The organism is Methylobacterium sp. A54F (assembly GCF_053346035.1).
Map to the genome: position 1 here is coordinate 112,173 of NZ_JBKFBF010000010.1, position 19,664 is coordinate 131,836.

General features: G+C 72.6%; 22 protein-coding genes. 6 read left to right on the forward strand and 16 right to left on the reverse strand.

Going from position 1 to position 19,664, the window contains the following annotated elements; translation table 11 throughout:
- Positions 1 to 50: 50 nt before the first annotated feature.
- The 15 genes from ACLBXP_RS17370 to ACLBXP_RS17440 all read right to left on the reverse strand — a co-directional run bounded on the left by ACLBXP_RS17370 (position 51) and on the right by ACLBXP_RS17440 (position 12,298).
- Positions 51 to 719: a protein-L-isoaspartate O-methyltransferase family protein gene (locus ACLBXP_RS17370; protein WP_447669003.1), complete on the reverse strand. Its 669-nt coding sequence runs from the start codon at positions 717 to 719 to the stop codon at positions 51 to 53.
- A gap of 16 nt (positions 720 to 735) precedes the next feature.
- Positions 736 to 1,515 (reverse strand): 5'/3'-nucleotidase SurE, encoded by a 780-nt coding sequence (gene surE, locus ACLBXP_RS17375; RefSeq protein ID WP_447669004.1) that lies wholly within the window; start codon positions 1,513 to 1,515, stop codon positions 736 to 738.
- Positions 1,515 to 2,798 carry a serine--tRNA ligase gene (gene serS / locus ACLBXP_RS17380; protein WP_447669005.1) on the reverse strand — a complete coding sequence of 428 codons (1,284 nt, stop codon included), beginning with the start codon at positions 2,796 to 2,798 and terminating at the stop codon, positions 1,515 to 1,517. The genes surE and serS overlap by 1 nt, the downstream gene beginning before the upstream one ends.
- 69 nt (positions 2,799 to 2,867) lie before the next feature.
- On the reverse strand, positions 2,868 to 3,272 hold the full coding sequence (locus tag ACLBXP_RS17385; protein WP_447669006.1) for a helix-turn-helix domain-containing protein: 405 nt from the start codon (positions 3,270 to 3,272) through the stop codon (positions 2,868 to 2,870).
- 13 nt (positions 3,273 to 3,285) lie between these two features.
- Complete coding sequence (locus ACLBXP_RS17390) at positions 3,286 to 3,531, reverse strand: type II toxin-antitoxin system RelE family toxin (RefSeq protein WP_447669007.1); 246 nt, start codon at positions 3,529 to 3,531, stop codon at positions 3,286 to 3,288.
- Positions 3,532 to 3,612: 81 nt separating this feature from the next.
- Positions 3,613 to 4,413: a twin-arginine translocase subunit TatC gene (tatC, locus tag ACLBXP_RS17395; RefSeq protein WP_447669008.1), complete on the reverse strand. Its 801-nt coding sequence runs from the start codon at positions 4,411 to 4,413 to the stop codon at positions 3,613 to 3,615.
- Positions 4,413 to 4,913 (reverse strand): Sec-independent protein translocase protein TatB, encoded by a 501-nt coding sequence (gene tatB / locus ACLBXP_RS17400; RefSeq protein WP_447669009.1) that lies wholly within the window; start codon positions 4,911 to 4,913, stop codon positions 4,413 to 4,415. The genes tatC and tatB overlap by 1 nt, the downstream gene beginning before the upstream one ends.
- A gap of 125 nt (positions 4,914 to 5,038) precedes the next feature.
- Entirely contained in the window at positions 5,039 to 5,317 is a 279-nt protein-coding gene (locus ACLBXP_RS17405) for a twin-arginine translocase TatA/TatE family subunit (protein ID WP_447669010.1), read from the reverse strand.
- 158 nt (positions 5,318 to 5,475) lie between these two features.
- Positions 5,476 to 6,483: a beta-N-acetylhexosaminidase gene (gene nagZ, locus ACLBXP_RS17410; RefSeq protein ID WP_447669011.1), complete on the reverse strand. Its 1,008-nt coding sequence runs from the start codon at positions 6,481 to 6,483 to the stop codon at positions 5,476 to 5,478.
- A 234-nt stretch (positions 6,484 to 6,717) separates the two neighbouring features.
- A complete protein-coding gene (locus ACLBXP_RS17415; RefSeq protein ID WP_447669012.1) occupies positions 6,718 to 8,097 on the reverse strand; it encodes an SPOR domain-containing protein in 1,380 nt (459 codons plus the stop codon).
- 32 nt (positions 8,098 to 8,129) lie between these two features.
- Complete coding sequence (argS, locus tag ACLBXP_RS17420; protein WP_447669013.1) at positions 8,130 to 9,890, reverse strand: arginine--tRNA ligase; 1,761 nt, start codon at positions 9,888 to 9,890, stop codon at positions 8,130 to 8,132.
- Between the two features lie 83 nt (positions 9,891 to 9,973).
- Positions 9,974 to 10,432 carry an acyl-CoA thioesterase gene (locus tag ACLBXP_RS17425; RefSeq protein ID WP_447669014.1) on the reverse strand — a complete coding sequence of 153 codons (459 nt, stop codon included), beginning with the start codon at positions 10,430 to 10,432 and terminating at the stop codon, positions 9,974 to 9,976.
- A gap of 129 nt (positions 10,433 to 10,561) precedes the next feature.
- A complete protein-coding gene (locus tag ACLBXP_RS17430; protein WP_447669015.1) occupies positions 10,562 to 10,933 on the reverse strand; it encodes a DUF6883 domain-containing protein in 372 nt (123 codons plus the stop codon).
- Positions 10,930 to 11,199: a DUF4926 domain-containing protein gene (locus ACLBXP_RS17435; RefSeq protein ID WP_447669016.1), complete on the reverse strand. Its 270-nt coding sequence runs from the start codon at positions 11,197 to 11,199 to the stop codon at positions 10,930 to 10,932. Before ACLBXP_RS17435 ends, ACLBXP_RS17430 begins: the two co-directional genes overlap by 4 nt.
- Before the next feature lie 106 nt (positions 11,200 to 11,305).
- Positions 11,306 to 12,298, reverse strand: coding sequence for a catalase family peroxidase (locus ACLBXP_RS17440; protein WP_447669017.1), 993 nt, complete (start codon positions 12,296 to 12,298; stop codon positions 11,306 to 11,308).
- Between the two features lie 159 nt (positions 12,299 to 12,457).
- On the opposite strand from ACLBXP_RS17440, the gene ACLBXP_RS17445 reads away from it, so the two are divergent.
- The 6 genes from ACLBXP_RS17445 to ACLBXP_RS17470 all read left to right on the forward strand — a co-directional run bounded on the left by ACLBXP_RS17445 (position 12,458) and on the right by ACLBXP_RS17470 (position 19,413).
- Positions 12,458 to 13,354, forward strand: coding sequence for a LysR substrate-binding domain-containing protein (locus ACLBXP_RS17445; protein ID WP_447669018.1), 897 nt, complete (start codon positions 12,458 to 12,460; stop codon positions 13,352 to 13,354).
- Between the two features lie 274 nt (positions 13,355 to 13,628).
- Entirely contained in the window at positions 13,629 to 14,378 is a 750-nt protein-coding gene (locus ACLBXP_RS17450; protein ID WP_447669019.1) for an SDR family NAD(P)-dependent oxidoreductase, read from the forward strand.
- Between the two features lie 17 nt (positions 14,379 to 14,395).
- On the forward strand, positions 14,396 to 15,256 hold the full coding sequence (locus ACLBXP_RS17455; protein ID WP_447669020.1) for a transketolase: 861 nt from the start codon (positions 14,396 to 14,398) through the stop codon (positions 15,254 to 15,256).
- Entirely contained in the window at positions 15,253 to 16,275 is a 1,023-nt protein-coding gene (locus tag ACLBXP_RS17460; protein WP_447669021.1) for a transketolase family protein, read from the forward strand. Before ACLBXP_RS17455 ends, ACLBXP_RS17460 begins: the two co-directional genes overlap by 4 nt.
- 199 nt (positions 16,276 to 16,474) lie before the next feature.
- Positions 16,475 to 17,491, forward strand: a complete 1,017-nt coding sequence (locus ACLBXP_RS17465) for a TRAP transporter substrate-binding protein (protein ID WP_447669022.1) — start codon at positions 16,475 to 16,477, stop codon at positions 17,489 to 17,491.
- 11 nt (positions 17,492 to 17,502) lie between these two features.
- Entirely contained in the window at positions 17,503 to 19,413 is a 1,911-nt protein-coding gene (locus tag ACLBXP_RS17470; RefSeq protein ID WP_447669023.1) for a TRAP transporter large permease, read from the forward strand.
- Positions 19,414 to 19,459: 46 nt separating this feature from the next.
- Here the strand turns inward: ACLBXP_RS17470 and ACLBXP_RS17475 are convergent, their stop codons facing one another.
- A complete protein-coding gene (locus ACLBXP_RS17475) occupies positions 19,460 to 19,627 on the reverse strand; it encodes a hypothetical protein (protein ID WP_447669024.1) in 168 nt (55 codons plus the stop codon).
- Positions 19,628 to 19,664: the final 37 nt, after the last annotated feature.

Sequence of the window (19,664 nt, forward strand, 5' to 3'; positions counted from 1 at the left end):
TCCCGTTCACCACGTTTCCCGCACCGCGAGAACTACCGAGCCCGTCGCCCTCAGCCCGCCTCGGCGCGGCCCGGAACCAGCGGCGCGAGGCGCAGCGGCAGCCCCAAGGCCTCGCGGGTCCCGACCTCGGAGCGCTCCACCGCGACGAGGCGGCAGCCGCCCGTCCGCCCCGCGAGGCCCGCCACGAGGCGCCCGCCCGGCGCCAGCGCGGCGATCCAGTGGGCGGGGAGCGCCGGCACGCTGCCGTTGACGAGGATGCGGTCGTAGGGCCCCTCCCCGGCCTCCACGAGGCCGTCGCCCTGGCGGATGTCGGCGCGGGCGAACTGGGCCCGCGCGGCCGCCGCGAGGCCCGCGTAGCGTTCCAGGCTGGTGACCACCGCCCCGAGCTGCCCGAGGAGCGCCGTGACGTAGCCGGAGCCGGTGCCGATCTCGAGGACCCGCGCGCCCTCCGCGACGCCCAGCGCCGCGAGCATCGCCGCAACGGTGGTGGGCGCCGTCATGGTGGCGCCCTGGGGCAGCGGCAGGGCGAGGTCCCGCCTGGCGAGCGCCCGGTGGGCCTCGGGCGCGAAGCGCTCGCGGGGCACGAGCTCCATCGCCCGCAGCACGCCGGTGTCGCGCACGCCGCGCTCGCGCAGCGCGAGCACGAAGGCCGCGTTCTCGACGGCGCCGAGGAGGGCGTCGTGGCCGGACTCCTGTCCGGCGTCGTCGGGATCCGTCACCGCGCCCCGCGAGCCGTCAGGCGCGGCGGTCGGCGTCGGAGAACGCCTGCGCGAACCGCGTCAGGGTCGGCTCGTCGGTGAGGTCGAGGCGCAGGGGCGTCACCGAGATGCGGTTCTCCGCGATGGCCTTGAGGTCCGAGCCGTGGCCCGGCTCGAACCGCGCCTTGGCGAAGGCGAGCCAGAAGTAGGGGTTGCCGCGCCCGTCCATGCGGGCGTCGATGGCGAGCAGCGCCTGGTTGCGCTGGCCCTGCGCGGCCACCGCGATGCCGGCCACCTGATCGGGCTCGCAATCGGGGAAGTTGACGTTGACGAGGATGCCCGGCTCGATGCCAATCTCCAGGATCCGTCGGACCACCGCCGGCCCGTGATGGGCCGCGCAAGACCACTTGATCGCCCCCCGGCCCCCGGCCCCGTAGGCTTGGCTGAGCGCGATCGAGCGCACGTTGAGGATGGTGCCCTCCATTGCCCCCGCGATGGTGCCCGAGTAGGTCACGTCCTCGGCGACGTTCTGGCCGCGGTTGACGCCGGACAGGATCAGGTCCGGCCCGTGGTCCTTGAGGATGTGGCGCACGCCCATGATCACGCAGTCGGAGGGCGTGCCCTTCACGGCGAAGCGCTGCTCGGAGACCTGCCGCAGGCGCAGCGGGTCGTTGAGGGACAGCGAGTGCGAGACGCCGGACTGGTCGGTCTCCGGCGCCACCACCCAGACGTCGTCCGAGAGCGCGCCCGCGATCCCCTCCAGCGTGGCGAGGCCCGGCGCGTGGATGCCGTCGTCGTTGGTGACGAGAATGCGCATCAGCTGTTCGGTCCCTCGATCCGGTTGAGTCCGCCCATGTAGGGCTGCAGCGCGGACGGGATCGTGACGCTGCCGTCCGGGTTCTGGTAGTTCTCCATCACGGCGATCAGCGCGCGGCCGACCGCCACGCCGGAGCCGTTCAGGGTGTGGAGGTAGGCGGGCTTGCCGTCCTTGCCCCGGTAGCGCGCGTTCATGCGCCGGGCCTGGAAGTCGCCGCAGACCGAGCAGGAGGAGATCTCCCGGTAGGTCTTCTGGCCCGGCACCCAGACCTCGATGTCGTAGGTCTTCCGGCTCGCGAAGCCCATGTCGCCGGCGCAGAGGGTCATCACCCGGAACGGCAGCTCCAGCTTCCTCAGCACCGCCTCCGCGCAGGCGAGCATCCGCTCGTGCTCGGCCTCCGACTGCTCCGGCGTCGTGATGGAGACGAGCTCCACCTTGTCGAACTGGTGCTGGCGCAGCATGCCGCGGGTGTCCCGCCCCGCGGCGCCCGCCTCCGCCCGGAAGCAGGGCGTGAGCGCGGTGAAGCGGAGCGGCAGCGCCTCCTCGGACTGGATCGCCTCGCGCACGAGGTTCGTGAGCGGCACCTCCGCGGTGGGGATCAGCCAGTAGCCGTCGCCGGCCGCGAACTGGTCGTCGCGGAACTTCGGGAGCTGCGCGGTGCCGAACATCGCCTCGTCGCGCACGAGCACGGGGGGCGCCACCTCGGTGTAGCCGTGATCGGTCGTGTGCAGGTCCAGCATGAACTGCCCGAGCGCCCGCTGCATCCGGGCGAGCCCGCCCTTCAGCACCACGAAGCGGGAGCCCGAGAGCCGGGCGGCCGCCTCGAAGTCCATCAGGCCGGCGGCCTCGCCGATCTCGAAGTGCTCGCGGCCCTGCTCCAGGCGGGGCCGGTCCGGCTCGAAGCGGCGGTACTCGACGTTGCCGTGCTCGTCGGCCCCGTCCGGCACGTCCGCCTTCGGGCGGTTCGGGATCGCGGCGAGGCGCGCGTCGAGGGCGCGGGCCGCCTCCCCTTGCGCGGCGTCGAGGGCCGGGGCGGCCTCCTTGAGGCGGGCGACCTCCGCCATCAGCTCGCTCGCCCGCGCCTCGTCCCGGGCCTTCTTGGCGCCGCCGATCTCCTTGGCGAGGGCGTTGCGGCGCTCCTGGTTTCCTTGCGCCGCCGAAACGGCCTCCTTGCGCGCGTCGTCCAGGGCGATCAGCTCGGCCGACAGGGGCGCGAGGCCGCGCCGCGCGAGGTCGTGGTCGAAGGCGGCCGGGTTGTCGCGGATGGCGCGGATGTCGTGCATGGAGGCGGCTCGCGTGACGGGCGCGCCCGCTTTGCCGCATCGGACCCGGTGGGACAAGGCCGGGGAGGATCAGGCCTGCGCGTAGAGGCCGTGCAGGAGGCGCGGGTCCATGTCGAGGGCTGCGGAGAGTGCATCCAGCATTCCGGGGCTCGGAGGCTGCGTGCCGGCCTCGATCGCGTCGAGCTCCGCCGCCGACACGCCCATCGCGCCCGCGAACGCCTCCGGCGTGAGCGCCGCGTGGACCCTGACGGCGCGCAGGGGATTGCGATGGACGATCAGCCCCTCGCTCAACCAAGCCGGCAGCAGGACGTCCCGTCCGGCTTCGAGGGCCGCCCTGGCTTCCGCGGCGAGCACCAGCGTCATCCGATCCTCGGCCGCCTCATCCCCGAGGCGAGCGAGGAGGACGTCGTAGGACCGGCGGGGCAGGACGACGAGTTCCTCGCCCGCCTCCGTCCTCAGGATCTGCGGTTCCACGCAAGCCCTCCTCTCACCGGTAGATCTCGCGGCGGTGCCCGATGCCGATCACCGTCAGCGCGTTCGCGGATTCCGCGAAGACCACCCGGTAATCGCCATCGCGCAGGCGGACGAGGTCGGATCCGACCATGCGCTTGACGTCGCCCTCGCCCGTCAGACCGTACAGGTAGAGCTTTCGGGTCAGGCTCTCCTGCACCGCCTCCGGCAGCTTCCAGAACGCACGGGCCGAAGAGGCCGCGAAGACCAGCGTCTTGTTCATGACCGCTGGACCCTCGCGTTCGCGGAACGCCCTGGATCCCCATCATAGAGCGCGCCACGGTCGCGGAAAAGGCGCAGCGCGCTACGGCTCCAGCCCCTCGGCGGCGCGCCGGGCCGCGCGCAGCTTCTCCATGCGGGCGACCGAGAACACCGAGGCCTCGTAGAGGAGCAGCATCGGGATCGCCAGGGAGAGCTGGGAGATCACGTCGGGCGGGGTGAGCACGGCCGCGGCCACGAACACCAGCACGATGGCGTAGCGGCGCTTCTCGCGCAGGAAGGCCGCGTCGATCACGCCGATCTGGCCGAGCAGCGTCAGGATCACCGGCATCTGGAAGGCGATGCCGAAGGCGAAGATCAGGGTCATGATCAGCGAGAGGTACTCGTCGACCTTCGGCAGCAGCGCGATCGTCGGCTCGCCGGCGACGCCCACCTGCTGCAGGCTCACCGAGAACTGGATCAGCAGCGGCATCGCCAGGAAGAACACCACCAGAGCGCCGAGCACGAAGAAGATCGGCGTCGCGACGAGGTAGGGCAGGAAGGCCTTGCGCTCGTTGCGGTAGAGGCCCGGCGCCACGAAGGCGTAGATCTGCGTCGCGATCACCGGGAAGGCCAGGAAGGCCGCCCCGAACACGCTGAGCTTGATGTTGGTGAAGACCTGCTCGAGGAAGTGCGTCGCGATGAGCTTGGCGTTGTCGACGCCCACCACGGTCACGTAGGGGTGGACGAGGATGTTGTAGATCTGCCGCGAGAAGAAGAAGCACCCGAAGAACATCACCACGAAGGCGATCAGCGACTTGATGAGCCGCGCGCGCAGCTCGATCAGGTGCTCCAGCAGGGGCGCCCGGGAGGCCTCGATCTCGGCCTCGTCCGCCTCGTTGATCATCAGCTGTGCGGCCCGGTGGCGGTCTGGTCGACGGGACGGGCGGCCGCGGCCGCCCCGGATGCGTCCGGCCTCGGCACGTCGAAGCTGCCCGGTGCGGTGGAGCCCTGCGGAGCGCCCAGATGAGTACCTTGAGCCTCACGCAGCTCGGCGGTCGCGTCCGCGAGGCTGCGGGCGGCCGGCGCGGTGGCATCCGCGGCGCGGGCCTGGCTGCGGCCCTCGACGGCGCCCTTCAGCTCGTCCCGGATGGTCTGGACCGGGTTGAAGCCCGTGCCGGCGCTGCCCACCGTGCGCTTGATGCCGTCCACCTCGCGGCGCACCTCGTCGAGCTCCGCCTCGCGGATCGCCTCGTTGAACTGCATGTGGAACTCGCCGGCCATGCGGCGCAGCTTCGTCGTGATCTGCCCGACGGTGCGCAGCGCCTTCGGCAGGTCCTTCGGCCCGATGACGATGAGGGCGACGCCGCCGATCAGCATCACCTCGCCCCAGCTCATGTCCAGCATGTCGATCGCCGTCCCGCCGCGGCTCCCGCCGGTGGGGTCGGGGCGGGACGCGGTTTACACCAACGCGCCGCCCGGGAAAGGCCCGCAGGCGGGCTTGAGGGCCTCGCGCGAGGCCCCGGAGCGCCTCAGACGGGCTTGTGGTCGGCGCCGGGGATGTGGCTCGCGGGGATCGCGGTGCCGGGCGCCGGCTCGCTGGCGTGCGGGAGGGTGCGCACCGGCTCGGCGCCGGGGACCGGCGGCTTGGCGGCGGCCTGCGGCTGCGCCTCCTCGTCGGCCATGCCCTTCTTGAACGCCTTGATGCCCTTGGCCACGTCGCCCATCAGGTCGGAGACCTTGCCGCGGCCGAACAGCAGCATGACGATGAAGGCCACGACGACCCAGTGCCAGATACTCATGCTGCCCATGGCAACCTCCTGCGCCGGGGTGGATCACCCGCGCGGCGTCTCTCGCGATCGGAATTCGGCCCGAACCTAAGGATCGGGGGCGCCGAACACAAGGCGCGCAGGCCCGGCCCGCAGGGCGGGCGGGCGCGCCGCTCAGGTGATTCGGGCGGGCTGCGCCCTCAGGCCGCGGCGGAGAGCTCCGCCTCGAAGCGGGCCCGCGCGGCGCCGACGTCGAAGGCCTCCTCCCGAGGGGCGAGGCGGGCGAGCGCGGCCTCGGCCCGGCGCAGGCCGGCCCCCGCGAGCAGCGGCGCACCGGCCGCGACGCCCTCCATCTCGGCCCGGTCGCCGTTGCAGTGGAGCACGACGTCGACGCCGGCCGCGAAGGCGGCCTCGGCCCGGGCCCGGAACGGCCCGGTGAGCGCGTGCATCGAGAGGTCGTCGGTCATCAGCAGGCCGTCGAACCCGATGGCGCCGCGGATCACCTGCGCGATCACCGTCGCGGACTGGGTGGCGGGCCGGTCGGGGTCGATCTGGCGGAACACCACATGGGCGCTCATCGCCATGGGCAGGTCGGCGAGCGCCCGGAACGGCGCGAAGTCCTCGGCCGCCAGGCTCGCGAGGTCCGCCTCCACCACCGGCAGGCCGTGGTGGCTGTCGCAGGTGGCGCGGCCGTGGCCGGGGATGTGCTTCATGACCGGCAGCACGCCGCCGGCCAGCAGGCCGTCGGCCACCGCCCGGCCGAGCTCCGCCACCGCCGCGGGGCTCGTGGCGTAGGCGCGGTCGCCGATGATGTCGTGCGCGCCCTCGGCCGGCACGTCGAGGACGGGGGCGCAGTCGACGTTGATGCCCACCGCCGCGAGGTCGTGGGCGATAAGCCGCGCCCCGAGCCAGGCCAGGGCCCGGCCCGTGCCGTTCGGGCGGCCGTAGCGGCGCCCGGCCGGGTAGGCCGGCCAGTGGGGCGGCCCCATCCGCTGCACGCGCCCGCCCTCCTGGTCGATCAGGATCGGCGCCTCGGCCCGGCCCACCGCCTCCCGCAGGGAGGCCGTGAGGGCCCGCACCTCGTCCGGCGTGCCGATGTTGCGCTTGAACAGGATGAAGCCCCAGGGCCGCACCTCGCGGAAGAAGGCGGCCTCCTCGGGCGTGAGGGTCTTGCCGGCGCAGCCGAGGATCAGGGCACGGGAGGACATCGGGGCTCGGGTCTCGGCTGGCGAGGCGGGACGGCGAATCGGACGGGGCCAGGGTCGGCCCTGGGGCCGGCGACCGCAAGGGCGAAGGCGAGAGCGAAGGCACCGGGAGGGCGGCCGGGCCGGCCGGTGTTGCGGCGCTGCGTCAGGCGGGGCCCGCGCCGGGACGCGCGCCGTCGCGGGCCGGTCCCGGCTCCCGTCCCGGTGCGCGCCCCAGGGCTCGCCTCGGTTCCCGGCTCAGTTCTTGGCGACGAAGCAGGGGGCGCCGGCGCCCTGCAGCTCGCCGCACAGGCTCGTGGCCTTCTCCTTGGCGAGCGGCCCGACGCGGACGCGGAAGATCGTCTTGCCGCCGACCTCGGCCTGGCGGATCAGCTCAGGCTGGCCGGAGAGCTGGCTGTACTTGGCCTGGAGCTGGCGCAGGGCCGTCTGGGCCTCGGCCGCGCTGCCGCGCACGCCGAGCTGCACCGAGAAGCCGCTGACGGGCGCGTTGCTCAGGGCCGGTGCGCTGCTCACGGCCGGCGCGCTGGTGGCGGCGGTGGTCGGCGGCTCGATCGGCATGCCGGCCTCGGGCGAGACCGAGGCGACGCGCTGCAGGGCCTTGCGGGGGGGCTTCGCCTCCGCGGCGGGCCTGGATTCCGCGAGGGCGGGCTGGGCGGGGGCCGCCTCGACGGGCGCCGGCTGCGGCAGGGCCGCCTGGCGCAGCGGGCGGGCCTTCGGGGCCGGCGCCGGCTCGTCGGTCGGCAGCGTCATGGTCGGGATCACGGAGGCCGGCGTCGCGGTCTCGGCGGGGGTCGCCTGCGCCTGGGCCTCGGGGCGCGGCGGGCCATCGGACTTCACCGAGACGGTGCGGACCCGGCGCGGCTCGCCGAGGGCGTCCGAGAAGGTGCCGCCGGAGGCGCCCGGCGTCGTGCTGCCGGTCTCGCCGGCCTGCGCGGCGCGGGCGGCCTGCGCCACGTCGAGGGGCTGCTCCTCGCGGTTGACGATCCGGATCTGGCTGTCCCGGGCCTTCGGCTCGTAGATCTGCTTGTTCTGGTCCGGAATCTCGACGCCGTCGGCGGTCTTCGGGGCGACCTTCAGAGGCGAGGCGTCGGCCTGGATCACCGGCACGCCGCCGTCCGCGCCGCGGGGGCGCGTGCCCTTGTAGGTCAGGGCGCCGGCCACCGAGAGGGCGAGCACCGCCACGCCGGCGCCGACCGAGAGGAGGCGGCGGCGCGGGCGCACCCGCTTCAGCTCGCGCCCCTCGAAGGGCGCCTCGACCTCCGGTGCCGCCGCGTAGGCGGCCTCGGCCGGGAACTGCTGCTCGACGCTGGCGAGGTACTGGTTGAAGGCGTCGGCCGGGGTCGCGTTGCGCTCCGGGTCCTCGGCCGAGAAGCGCGGCTCGGTGCGGCCCTGCCAGGCCGCCTCGGGCGCCTCGGGGCCGCGGCGTCCGTCGCGGGCCGCCAGCAACGCCCGGAACGGGTCGTCCTGGCCGACGATTCGGGCGAGCTCCGCCAGCGGGTCGGCCTTGCCGGCGCGGGCCTGAACGTGAGCCTGGGCGCCCGGCGCGGCCGCCACGGGGGGCTCGAGCTCGCGCGCGAAGGCTTCGAAATCGACCGGCGCACGCGACGCATTCGTCATGGCAGCATCCTCACTTCACGCCGTCAGACATCTCACCGCATCTCCTCCGGTGCGGTGACACCCAGGATGGCGAGGCCGGAGGCGATGACGCCCCGCAAGGCCTCGACGAGGGCCAGCCTCGCCCGTGTGGACTTTCGGTCGGTTGGATTAACAAACCGTAATTGCGGCAAGTCTTTGCCCTTATTCCAGAAACTATGAAGCGAACTCGCGACCTCATAGAGATGGAAGGCGATCCGGTGCGGCTCGTGCGCCGCGGCCGCGCCCTCCAGGACACGCGGAAATTGCGCAATCAGCCGCATCATCTCGGCCTCGCCCGGGTCCGTCAGCAGGGCGAGGTCCGCGTCGCCGAGGAGGGATTCGCCGGAGAGGTCCTCGTCCGGGAAGGCGGCCCGCGCCTGCCGGAACACCGAGTGGCAGCGGGCATGGGCGTACTGCACGTAGAAGACGGGGTTGTCCTTCGACTGCTCCACCACCTTGGCGAGGTCGAAATCGAGGGTCGCGTCGTTCTTGCGGTAGAGCATCATGAAGCGCACCGCGTCGCGGCCGACCTCGTCGACGACCTCCCGCAGGGTCACGAAGGTGCCCGAGCGCTTCGACATCTTGACGGGCTCGCCGGCCCGCAGGAGCCGCACGAGCTGGCACAACTTCACGTCGAGGGTCGCCTCGCCCCCAGTCACCGCGGTCACGGCGGCCTGCATGCGCTTCACGTAGCCGCCGTGATCGGCGCCGAGCACGTCGATCATCTCGCGGGCCCCGCGCAGGTACTTGTCGCGGTGATAAGCGATGTCGGAGGCGAAGTAGGTGTAGGTGCCGTCGGACTTGAGGAGCGCCCGGTCGGTGTCGTCGCCGAATTCCTTCGTGCGGAACAGGGTCTGCTCCCGGTCCTCCCAATCCTCTGGGAGCTGCCCCTTCGGCGGCGGCAGGCGGCCCTCGTAGACGAGGCCGCGGGCCCTCAGGTCGGCGAGCAGCGCCCCCACCGACCCTGGGCCGTCGCCGTGGAGCGTGCGCTCGGAGAAGAACACGTCGTGGTGGATGCCGAGCGCCGCGAGGTCGGCGCGGATCATCTCCATCATCGCCGCGATGGCGGCCTCACGCACCGCCGGCAGCCATTCGGCCTCGGGCCGGTCGAGCAGGCCGCGCCCGTGCGCCTCGGCGAGCCGCGCGCCCACCGGCTTCAGGTACTCGCCCGGGTAGAGCCCCTCGGGGATCGCCGCGACCGTCTCGCCGAGCGCCTCGCGGTAGCGCAGGTGCGCGGAGCGGGCGAGCACGTCCACCTGCGCGCCGGCATCGTTGATGTAGTACTCGCGGGTGACGTCGCGCCCGGCCGCGACGAGGAGGTTCGCGAGCGCGTCGCCGAACACCGCGCCGCGGCCGTGGCCCACGTGCATGGGCCCGGTGGGGTTGGCCGAGACGTACTCGATGTTGACCCGGCCCCCCGGCATCCGGGCGCGGGCGAACCCGTCCGGGTCGGCGAGCGCGGCGCGCAGGACCCCCTGGTAGGCCTCCGGCGCGAGGCGCAGGTTGATGAAGCCCGGCCCCGCGACGCTCGCCTCGGTAAGCCGCGGGTCGGTCCGAAGCTCGGCCGCGAGGGCTTCGCCGAGGGCCTTGGGGTTGGCCTTCGCCTCCTTGGCGAGCACCAGGGCGGCGTTCGTGGCGAGGTCGCCGTGGCTCGGGTCGCGCGGGGGTTCCACCACGACGCGCGCGAGGTCGAGGCCCTCGGGCAGCTGGCCGGCGCGGGTGAGCGCCGCCAGCGCTTCGCGCACGCGCGCCTCGAAGATGGCGAAGAGGTTCATGGTGGCGAGATCCGCTCAGGCGGCCGCGCGAGCGCCGCGGCCGGACATCCAGGGCGGCCGCATAGCAAGCGCGCCCCGAGGTGTCACGGACCGGCTGCGGACCCGGGTCCGGTCACGAGGCCGGCGAGCGCCGCCCGCAGGGGCTCGGGCAGCGGCACCGGGCGGCGGCTCTCGCGGTCGACGTAGACGTGCACGAAGTGCCCCTCGGCCGCCGCCTCGGCCTCCGCGCCCCGGAACAGGCCGACCTCGTAGCGCACGCTCGTGCGCCCGAGCCGGGCGACCCGCACCCCTGCCGTCACCGCGTCCGGGAAGGCCACCGGCGCGTGGTAGCGGCAGCCGGTCTCGACCACGAGGCCGATCACCGGCCCGCGGGCGATGTCGAGCACCCCGGCCTCCACCAGGAGGCCGTTCACCGCGGTGTCGAAGAAGGCGTAGTAGACGACGTTGTTGACGTGCCCGTAGACGTCGTTGTCGCCCCAGCGGGTGCCCATCTCCACGAATGCCGCATACGCCTCTCGGCGAGACCGCTCCGAACTGCTCATCTGATTGCCGTCTCACCCATAGTGCCGACCACCCTTCCCTCGCCTGCCGCAAAGATCGTGTACCGCTTCGGTCCACGCTGAAGAAGAGTCGTGGACCGGTTGCTGGGCCGCGCTGTGCGGACGTCGAGGCTATGGTGGCGACAGCGCTTTGGTTTTCGGAAGCGGCTTGAGGGTGATGAACCGCGCGGCGCGCGTCGGGTCGTCATCGTCCATCTGCCAGACGGTGCGGACGTTCGGATCAACGGTCGTTAACGAGACGAGGGGCCCTTCGAAATAGAGCTTGATCGCTTTGTGCGCAGGAACGTATCCGCGGAAATGGTCCCGCTGGGCATGATTCAGGATGGCTCGGGACAGGGCGCCGGGGTTCCGCCGTGAGAAGCCGAAGGACGCGAGAAATGCGCATTTCGGGCCGCCTTCTGCGTGCGTCGGGTCGAGCAGATAGGCGGTGATCTTAGCGGGCGCGATCGTGAAGCGGGCCGGCCAAGGAGGCGGATGCGTCACTCCCCGCCGCGCTGAATCAGTAGGACTGATCGCCCGTCGACGGTCGCCAAAGCCTCGAAGGGATGCACGAACTCGACCTCGAACGCCTCGCCGTTGGCATAGATCGCTACGACGGTGCCTTCCGAGCCCATGGGCACCTTCTGCCGGTCGTCGCTGACGACGGTCGATAGGAGGCGCACGCGATCGAGTTCGCGGATCGACGAGCCCCCATCGGGGCCATTTCCGCGCGTGGCGGTCGACGTCGATGTCCAGCGGCGCATGACCATGCCGCTAACGTAAGGGTGCCGCCGACGGAAGAAAAGCGCGCGCAACGCCGAGCCGCGCCCGGGATCTGTCTGCCATCGCGGGAACCTGAGGCGCGCGCCCGCCGCCCTATTGCGAGCGCCGGCTGAACGAGATCGCGTAGGCCTGCACGCGCGCGTCGATCAGCGGATCGTCGGAGACCTCGATGCCGTCCGTCAGGGCGTTCGGCAGGAACAGCAGCGCCTTCTCGGCGGCCTTGCTGTCGGCGACCGCCTTCGTGAGGGTCAGCGTCCCGAGCTCGACGGTCGGGCGGTCCTCGGGCCAGGGCTTCGTGGCGTCGGCCGTCGAGTCGCCGGCCTGGGCGAGCTGCGCGAGCACGCGGAAGCTCACCTTGGTCTTGGCGAGGCGCTCGCCGATCTCGTCCATCAGGTAGTCCTTGGCCTGCTTGGCGGCGGCCTCCGGCGGCAGCAGCTCCTCGCCCTCGGACGGGACGAACCGGTAGCGGAAGGCCTGGCGCTTGCCGGCCCCGTCCACGAGGACGAAGGCGTTGACGCCGTTGTAGGTCTGCCGGGCGAGGCTCGACGGGGTCCTGGCGGTGGCCCCGGCCGTGCCGGCGGCGGGGTGGGTCGCCAGGAAGGTCTCCACCGGCGTGGGCTTGGGCGTGTCGGGCTTGCTCTCGGCGATCGCCCTGAGCAGGTCCCGGAACTCCTCGCCCGTGGCCACGGGGAAGTACTTCAGCGCGTTGACGACGACGTCCATCTCCGAGCCGTCGGCGAGCTTGAACTTCAGCGCCATGCCGTGCGGGTTCGCGGGGGCGGCGCCGTCCGAGATCAGCGGCAGGCCGGTGGCGTCGGAGAACCGCACCGTCACGGGCACCGGCGGCCCGGCGAAGACCGAGGCCTTGCTGAGCGTCGCGGCCTCCCGGCTCGGCGCGAAGCTGCCCTCGACGACGACGCCCTTGGCGTGGTTGGCGCGGAAGCCCGGGTGCTGGCCCCAGAGCTTGTTCATGGCATCGACGGTCTGCTCGGCGGTGGTGCCGGCCTCTTCGCTCCGCGCGGGCAGCGGCGCGGCAAGCAGGAGAGCGAGGACGATTGCGGCGGACCCGGACTGCGCGCGAACCATGAGACTTCCCCAGGACAATCCCCTCGTCCGGCGCATGGTTATGCGCGCCGGACGCGCGCGTCCACACCACGCCCCGGAATCTCCCCTGGCGGTTGCGCGTCCGGCAATCCGGGGCGGCCCGGTTGTCAGGTGGCGCGCGCCTGCAGCATCGTGCGGGCGATGCGCCCACCCGTCCCGCTCTCCGCCGTCCGCACCTTCGAGGCCGCCGCCCGCCGGCGCTCCTTCAAGGATGCCGCGCGCGAGCTCAACCTCACGGCGAGCGCGGTCAGCCACGCAATCCGGAAGCTGGAGCAGGCGCTGGGCGTGCAGCTGTTCGAGCGCGACAGCCACGGCATCGCCCTCACGGCGGCCGGTGAGGCGCTCCTGGAGCCCGTCGGCCGCGCCTTCGAGGAGCTGAACCGCGGCTTCGACCTCGTGGCGACGCGCGCGCCGCAGCTCCTGCGCCTGCACTGCGCCCCGAGCTTCGCGGCGCAGTGGCTGACGCCCCGCCTCGCCCGCTTCATGGCCGGGCATCCCGATTTCGAGGTGCGGCTCGCTGCCGGCATGGACTACGCCCGCTTCATCACGGACGAGTTCGACGCCGACATCGTCTACGGGCCCCCGCGCGGCGAGGGGCTCGTGGTGGTGCCCCTCGGGACCGAGACGGTGACGCCGCTCTGCGACCCCGCGCGCGCCGCGGAGATCCGCGAGCCCGCCGACCTCCTCGGCCAGCCCCTCATCCAGAGCGACAACAAGCTCGTGCGCTGGCCGCTCTGGTTCGAGCGCAACGGCCTGCGGGCGCCGGCCCCCTCGGGCCTGCGCTTCGACCGCAGCTTCCTGGCCCTCACGGCGGCGGCGGACGGGCTCGGCGTCGCGCTGGAATCGACCCTCCTGGCCGAGCGGGAACTCGCGAGCGGGCGCCTCGTGGCCCCCCTCGGGAGCCTCGCGACGAACGTGCGCTACAACGGCCACCACCTCGTCTTCCCGGCGGTGACGCGGCGGCGCACGCCCTTGCGGGTCTTCGCCGCCTGGCTCGCAGCGGAGCTCGGCGTGGACCTGCCCGTCGAGATCGCCTGAGGGCGGCGCTCCACGTGGTGAGATGAATGAAATTCATCCGGCGCTGAAATCTTCGCGTTTGCGACCGCGCCGGGGCTGCGGCACCGTCCCTGTCAACGAGATGAGAGGAAACGACCCGCGGCCGACCCGGCACCCCTGCCGGATCACCGCCCGTTGAACGGGCCTCATGCCCCCGGCGAAGCCTTCGCCCCGGGCCATCGGCTCACCCCTCCCGTCTCGCGAACGGACCGGGCCCCGGATCGGCGACGTCCTCCGGCGCACGAGGGAGACAGCCATGCTTCTGAAGGACAAAGTCTGTGTGATCACCGGCGCGGCCTCCGCGCGCGGCATCGGCCGGGCGACCGCGCGCCTGTTCGCGGACCACGGCGGCCGGGTGGTCGTCCTCGACCTCGATGCCGGCCAGTCCGAGGCTGCCGCCCGCGAGATCGGCGCCGGCCACCTCGGCCTCGCCTGCGACGTGACGGACCGGGCGGCCTGCCGGGCCGCCGCCGAGGAGGTGATCGCCCAGGTCGGGCGCATCGACGTCCTCGTGAACAACGCCGGCATCACCCAGCCCCTGAAGCTGATGGAGATCGAGGCGGAGAACTACGAGGCCGTCACGGACGTGAACCTGCGCGGCACGCTCTACATGAGCCAGGCGGTGGTGCCGGCCATGCGGGCCCAGCGCGCCGGCTCCATCGTCTGCATGTCCTCGGTCTCGGCGCAACGCGGCGGCGGCATCTTCGGCGGCCCGCACTACAGCGCCGCCAAGGCCGGCGTGCTCGGCCTCGCCAAGGCGATGGCCCGCGAGCTCGGCGCCGACGGGGTCCGGGTGAACGCCGTGACGCCCGGCCTGATCCAGACCGACATCACCGGCGGCAAGCTCACCGACGCCCTGCGCGCCGAGATCCTCAAGGGCATCCCCCTCGGCCGGCTCGGCGTCGCCGACGACGTCGCCAAGGCCTGCCTGTTCCTCGCCAGCGACCTGTCGGACTACCTCACCGGCACGGTGATCGACGTCAACGGCGGCATGCTGATCCACTGAGCGGAAGGACCGGACCCATGGAGACCCTCCTCGACGTGCGGCCCCACGAGCGCTCGAACACCGCGCTCGCCGACCGCGCCTACCACATCCGCCGCCACGCCCTTCTGATGGGCGAGGTCCAGGGCCAGGGCTACATCGCCCAGGCCCTCGGCATCGCCGACGTGCTGGCGGTCAGCTACTTCCACGCCCTGACCTACCGTCCGGACGATCCGGAATGGGAGGGCCGCGACCGCTTCCTGCTCTCGATCGGCCACTACGCCATCGCCCTCTACGCCGCGCTGATCGAGGCCGGCATCATCCCGGAGGACGAGATCGCGAGCTACGGCAGCGACGACAGCCGCCTGCCGATGTCCGGCATGGCCGCCTACACGCCCGGCATGGAGATCACCGGCGGCTCGCTCGGCCACGGCCTCGGCATCGCCGTCGGCATGGCGCTCGGCCTCAAGCGCAAGGCCTCGTCGGCTTTCGTCTACAACCTGTTCTCCGACGGCGAGCTCGACGAGGGCTCGACCTGGGAGGCGGCGATGTCGGCCGCCGCCTTCGGCCTCGACAACCTGATCGGCCTCGTCGACGTCAATGGCATGCAGGCCGACGGGCCCTCGCGCGGCGTCCTGAACTTCGAGCCGCTGGTGCCGAAGTTCGAGGCCTTCGGCTGGTTCGTCCAGCGCGTGGACGGCAACGACATCGGTGCCCTGGTGCGGGCCTTCGACGCCGCCCGGGCCCATCCGGGCCGCTGCCCGCGCCTCGTGATCTGCGACACGCGGATGGCCAAGGGCGTGCCGTTCCTCGAGGCGCGCGAGCGCAATCACTTCCTGCGGGTCGAGGCGGACGAGTGGCGCCAGGCCCTGGCGGTTCTGGACGAAGGGAGGCTCCAGTGAAGCGTTCGAAGTACGAGAGGCCGGTCCGCTCCGAGGCGGCCGGCGGCCTGAAGACCTCGGCGATGATCGCCTCGCTCGCCGCCCCCGGCCAGCGCACGAAGCCGGCGCCCTTCGGCCACGCGCTCAAGGCGCTTGCCGAGACCCGCCCCGACATCGTCGGGATGAGCGCCGACCTCAGCAAGTACACCGACCTGCACGTCTTCGCGCAGGCCTATCCCGAGCGGTTCTACCAGATGGGCATGGCCGAGCAGCTCCTGATGAGCGCGGCGGCGGGCCTCGCCCGGGAGGGCTTCACGCCGGTCGCCACCACCTACGCGGTGTTCGCGGCGCGGCGCGCCTACGACTTCATCTGCCTCGCGATCGCCGAGGAGAACCTCAACGTGAAGATCGCCTGCGCCCTGCCGGGCCTGACCACCGGCTACGGCCCGAGCCATCAGGCGACCGAGGACCTCGCGATCTTCCGCGGCATGCCGAACCTCACGATCCTCGACCCCTGCGACGCGCACGAGCTGGAGCAGGTCGTGCCCGCCATGGTCGAGCACCAGGGCCCGGTCTACCTGCGGCTCCTGCGCGGCAACGTCCCCCTCGTCCTCGACGAGTACGGCTACACGTTCGAGTGGGGCAAGGCGAAGACCATCCGCGACGGGCGCGACGTCCTGATCATCTCCTCCGGCCTGATGACCATGCGGGCGCTGGAGGCCGCGCAGGCCCTGGAGGACGACCGGGTGGACGTGGCCGTCCTGCACGTGCCGACCATCAAGCCCCTCGACGAGGAGACCATCCTGCGCGAGGTCGGCCGCGGCGGCCGGCTCGTCGTGGTGGCCGAGAACCACTCCGTGGTGGGCGGCCTCGGCGAGGCGGTGGCGGGCCTCCTCCTGCGGACCGGCACCGTGCCGCCGGCCTACCGGCAGGTCGCCCTGCCGGACGCCTTCCTGGATGCCGGCGCCCTGCCGACGCTGCACGAGCGCTACGGCATCTCGAGCCAGGCGATGGCCCGCAGCATTCGCGGCTGGCTCTGAGCCCGCCCCCGGCGGGCCCGCCCGCCGGGCTCCGCCCTCGGACGCGCCGGGGTTCCCGGCGCCCTCCCCTCCACCCACCAATCACGAAGCAAGGCGCCACGGGCGGCGCGCAAGGCATCCGGCGAGACCGGATGACGATCCCGAAAGACCGGCAACGGCGGGGATCGGACGGCATGCCCGAACCACCAGGGAGTGAAACATGCCAGAGGCTTCTCTCAGCCGGCGCCGCCTGCTCGCGGGCGCCGCCGCGCTTCCGCTGTTCGGCATCCTGACCCGGCGCGCGTCGGCCGCCGAGTTCGTCTACAAGCTCGCCACCGGGCAGGATCCGAACCATCCGGTCAACCTGCGGGCGCAGCAGGCGATCGAGCGCATCCGCGAGGCGAGCGGCGGGCGCCTGGAGATCCGGCTCTTCCCGGCCAACCAGCTCGGGGCCGACACCGACCTCCTGGCCCAGGTCCGCAGCGGCGCCGTCGAGTTCCTCAACCTCGCCTCCTCGGTCCTGGCGACCTTCCTGCCGGTGGCGAGCCTGCCGAACGTCGGCTTCGCCTTCCGGGACTACCCGAGCGTCTGGGCCGCCCTCGACGGGCCGCTGGGCGCCTACGTGCGCGAGCAGATCGGGCGCACGCCGATCCTGACGGTCTCGAAGGTCTGGGACAACGGCTTCCGCCACATCACCTCCTCGACCCGCGAGATCCGCACGCCCGACGACATCCGCGGCTTCAAGATCCGCGTGCCGCAGGCGCCGATGCAGACCTCGCTGTTCCGCTCCCTCGACGCGGGCGCCACGCCGATCAACTTCAACGAGCTGTACTCCGCCCTTCAGACCCGGGTGGTCGAGGGCCAGGAGAACCCGCTCCCGATCACCGCGACGACCCGGCTCTACGAGGTCCAGAAGAGCTGCAGCCTGACCGGGCACGTCTGGGACGCCTACTGGATCCTCGGCAACAAGCGGGCCTGGAACCGCCTGCCGGAGGACCTGCGCGTCATCGTCTCCCGCGAGCTCGACCGCTCCGCCGACGACGAGCGGACCGACCTCGTGAGCCTCAACGCGAGCCTGCGCGACACGCTCGCGGCCAAGGGCCTGCGCTTCATCGACCCCGACCGGGAGGCGTTCCGCGACGCGCTCGGACGGAGCGGATTCTACCGGACCTGGAAGGGGAAGCTCGGAGATGAGGCCTGGGCCCATCTCGAGAGCGTCACCGGCAGGCTCGCGTGAGGAGGCCCGACATGCGACTCGACGTGCACGTCGACATGCCCGTGTCCCCTGGCCACGCGCCGAACCCTTCGCCGAACCCTTCGCCCGCCGGCATCGCCCGCCCGCAGCTCCAGGCCTTCGACCGCGCCTTCGGCCGGATGGTCGAGATCCCGGCGGCGATCCTCGTCGGCCTGGAGATCGTCGTGCTCCTGAGCGGCGTCGTCAGCCGCTACGTTCTGCACCGGCCCCTGGTCTGGTCGGACGAGCTCGCCTCGATCCTGTTCCTCTGGCTCGCCATGCTGGGGACGGTGGTTGCCTTCCGGCGCGGCGAGCACATGCGCATGACCGCCCTCGTGGGCATGGCGAGCCCCCGCGCCCGGGCCTTCCTCGACACCCTCGCGGTGGTGGCCGGCCTCGGCCTCGTCTGCCTGCTGCTGGAGCCGGCCCTGGAGTTCGCGATCGAGGAATCCTGGGTGCACACGCCGGCCCTCGACCTCGCCAACACCTGGCGGGCCGCCGCCCTCCCGGTCGGCTTCGCGCTGATGGTGGTCACGGCGGTGGTGCGCCTCGTGCAGGAGAGCGACTGGCGCCTTGTCGGCGCAGCCCTCCTCGCCGGCGCCGGCATCGCCCTCCTCCTCGCCGCGCTGTCGCCGGTCCTGATCGGGATCGGCAACCTGAACCTCCTGGTGTTCTTCCTCCTCGGCGTCGGCGCCCTGGTCTTCCTGGGGGTTCCGATCGCCTTCGCGTTCGGGCTCGCCACCTACGCCTACCTGATGACCACGACGCACGCCCCCGCGATGGTGGTGGTCGGCCGCATGGACGAGGGCATGAGCCACCTCATCCTGCTCTCGGTGCCGCTGTTCATCTTCCTCGGCCTGCTGATCGAGATGACCGGCATGGCCCGCGCCATGGTCGGCTTCCTGGCGAGCCTGCTCGGCCACGTGCGCGGCGGCCTGCACTACGTGCTGGTCGGGGCGATGTACCTCGTCTCCGGGATCTCCGGCTCGAAGGCGGCCGACATGGCCGCGGTCGCGCCGGTCCTCTTCCCCGAGATGAAGGCGCGGGGCGCCAAGGAGGGCGACCTCGTGGCGCTGCTCTCGGCGACGGGCGCGCAGACCGAGACGATCCCGCCCTCGATCGTGCTCATCACCATCGGCTCGGTGACGGGCGTCTCGATCACCGCCCTCTTCACCGGCGGCCTCCTGCCCGGCCTCGTCCTCGGCCTGACGCTCTGCGCGCTGGTCTGGTGGCGCTACCGCGGGGAGGATCTCCGCCACGTGGTCCGGCCCGACCGGCGGGCGGTCCTGCGGTCCCTCGTGGTGGCGGTGCCGGCGCTCGCGCTCCCCTTCGTCATCCGGGCGGCCGTGGTGGAGGGCGTCGCCACGGCGACCGAGGTCTCGACGATCGGCATCGTCTACGCGATCCTCGCGGGGCTCCTCGTCTACCGGCAGTTCGACTGGCGCCGCCTCGTCCCGATGCTGGTGACCACCGCGACCCTGTCGGGGGCGATCCTGCTGATCATCGGCGCGGCCACCGCCATGGCCTGGGCGCTGACGCAGTCCGGCTTCTCGCAGGCGCTCGCCGTCGCCATGAAGGGGCTGCCCGGCGGCCCCCTCGGCTTCCTGGCGATCTCCGCCCTCGCCTTCGTGGTCCTGGGCTCGGTCCTCGAAGGGATCCCGGCGATCGTGCTGTTCGGGCCGCTGCTGTTCCCGATCGCCCGGGCGGTCGGCGTGCACGAGGTCCACTACGCGATGGTGGTGATCCTCGCCATGGGGATCGGCCTGTTCGCGCCGCCCTTCGGCGTCGGCTACTACGCCGCCTGCGCCATCAGCCGGATCCAGCCCGATGCCGGGATGCGGCCGATCGCCGGCTACATCGCGGCCCTGCTGGTGGGCCTCGCGCTGATCATCCTGGTGCCCTGGTTCTCGATCGGCTTCCTGTGAGCCGAGGCAGCGGGGGCCGACCTCGGCCCCCGGGGCACGGGCGTTCTCAGAACGCCCCGGCGCGCCCGGTGCGCTCGATCCGGTCGAGCTGCTCGGCGAAGCGCGCGCGGGCGCTCCGGCGGAGCGCCGCGGCGAGCCACCCGACGAGGGACCCGGAGCCCGTCGCTCGCGCGGGGGGGATCGGCCGACGGATTGCCTGAAGGGCGACGGGCATGACCACTCCGTTGCGGGCCTCCGACGACCCGCCTGAT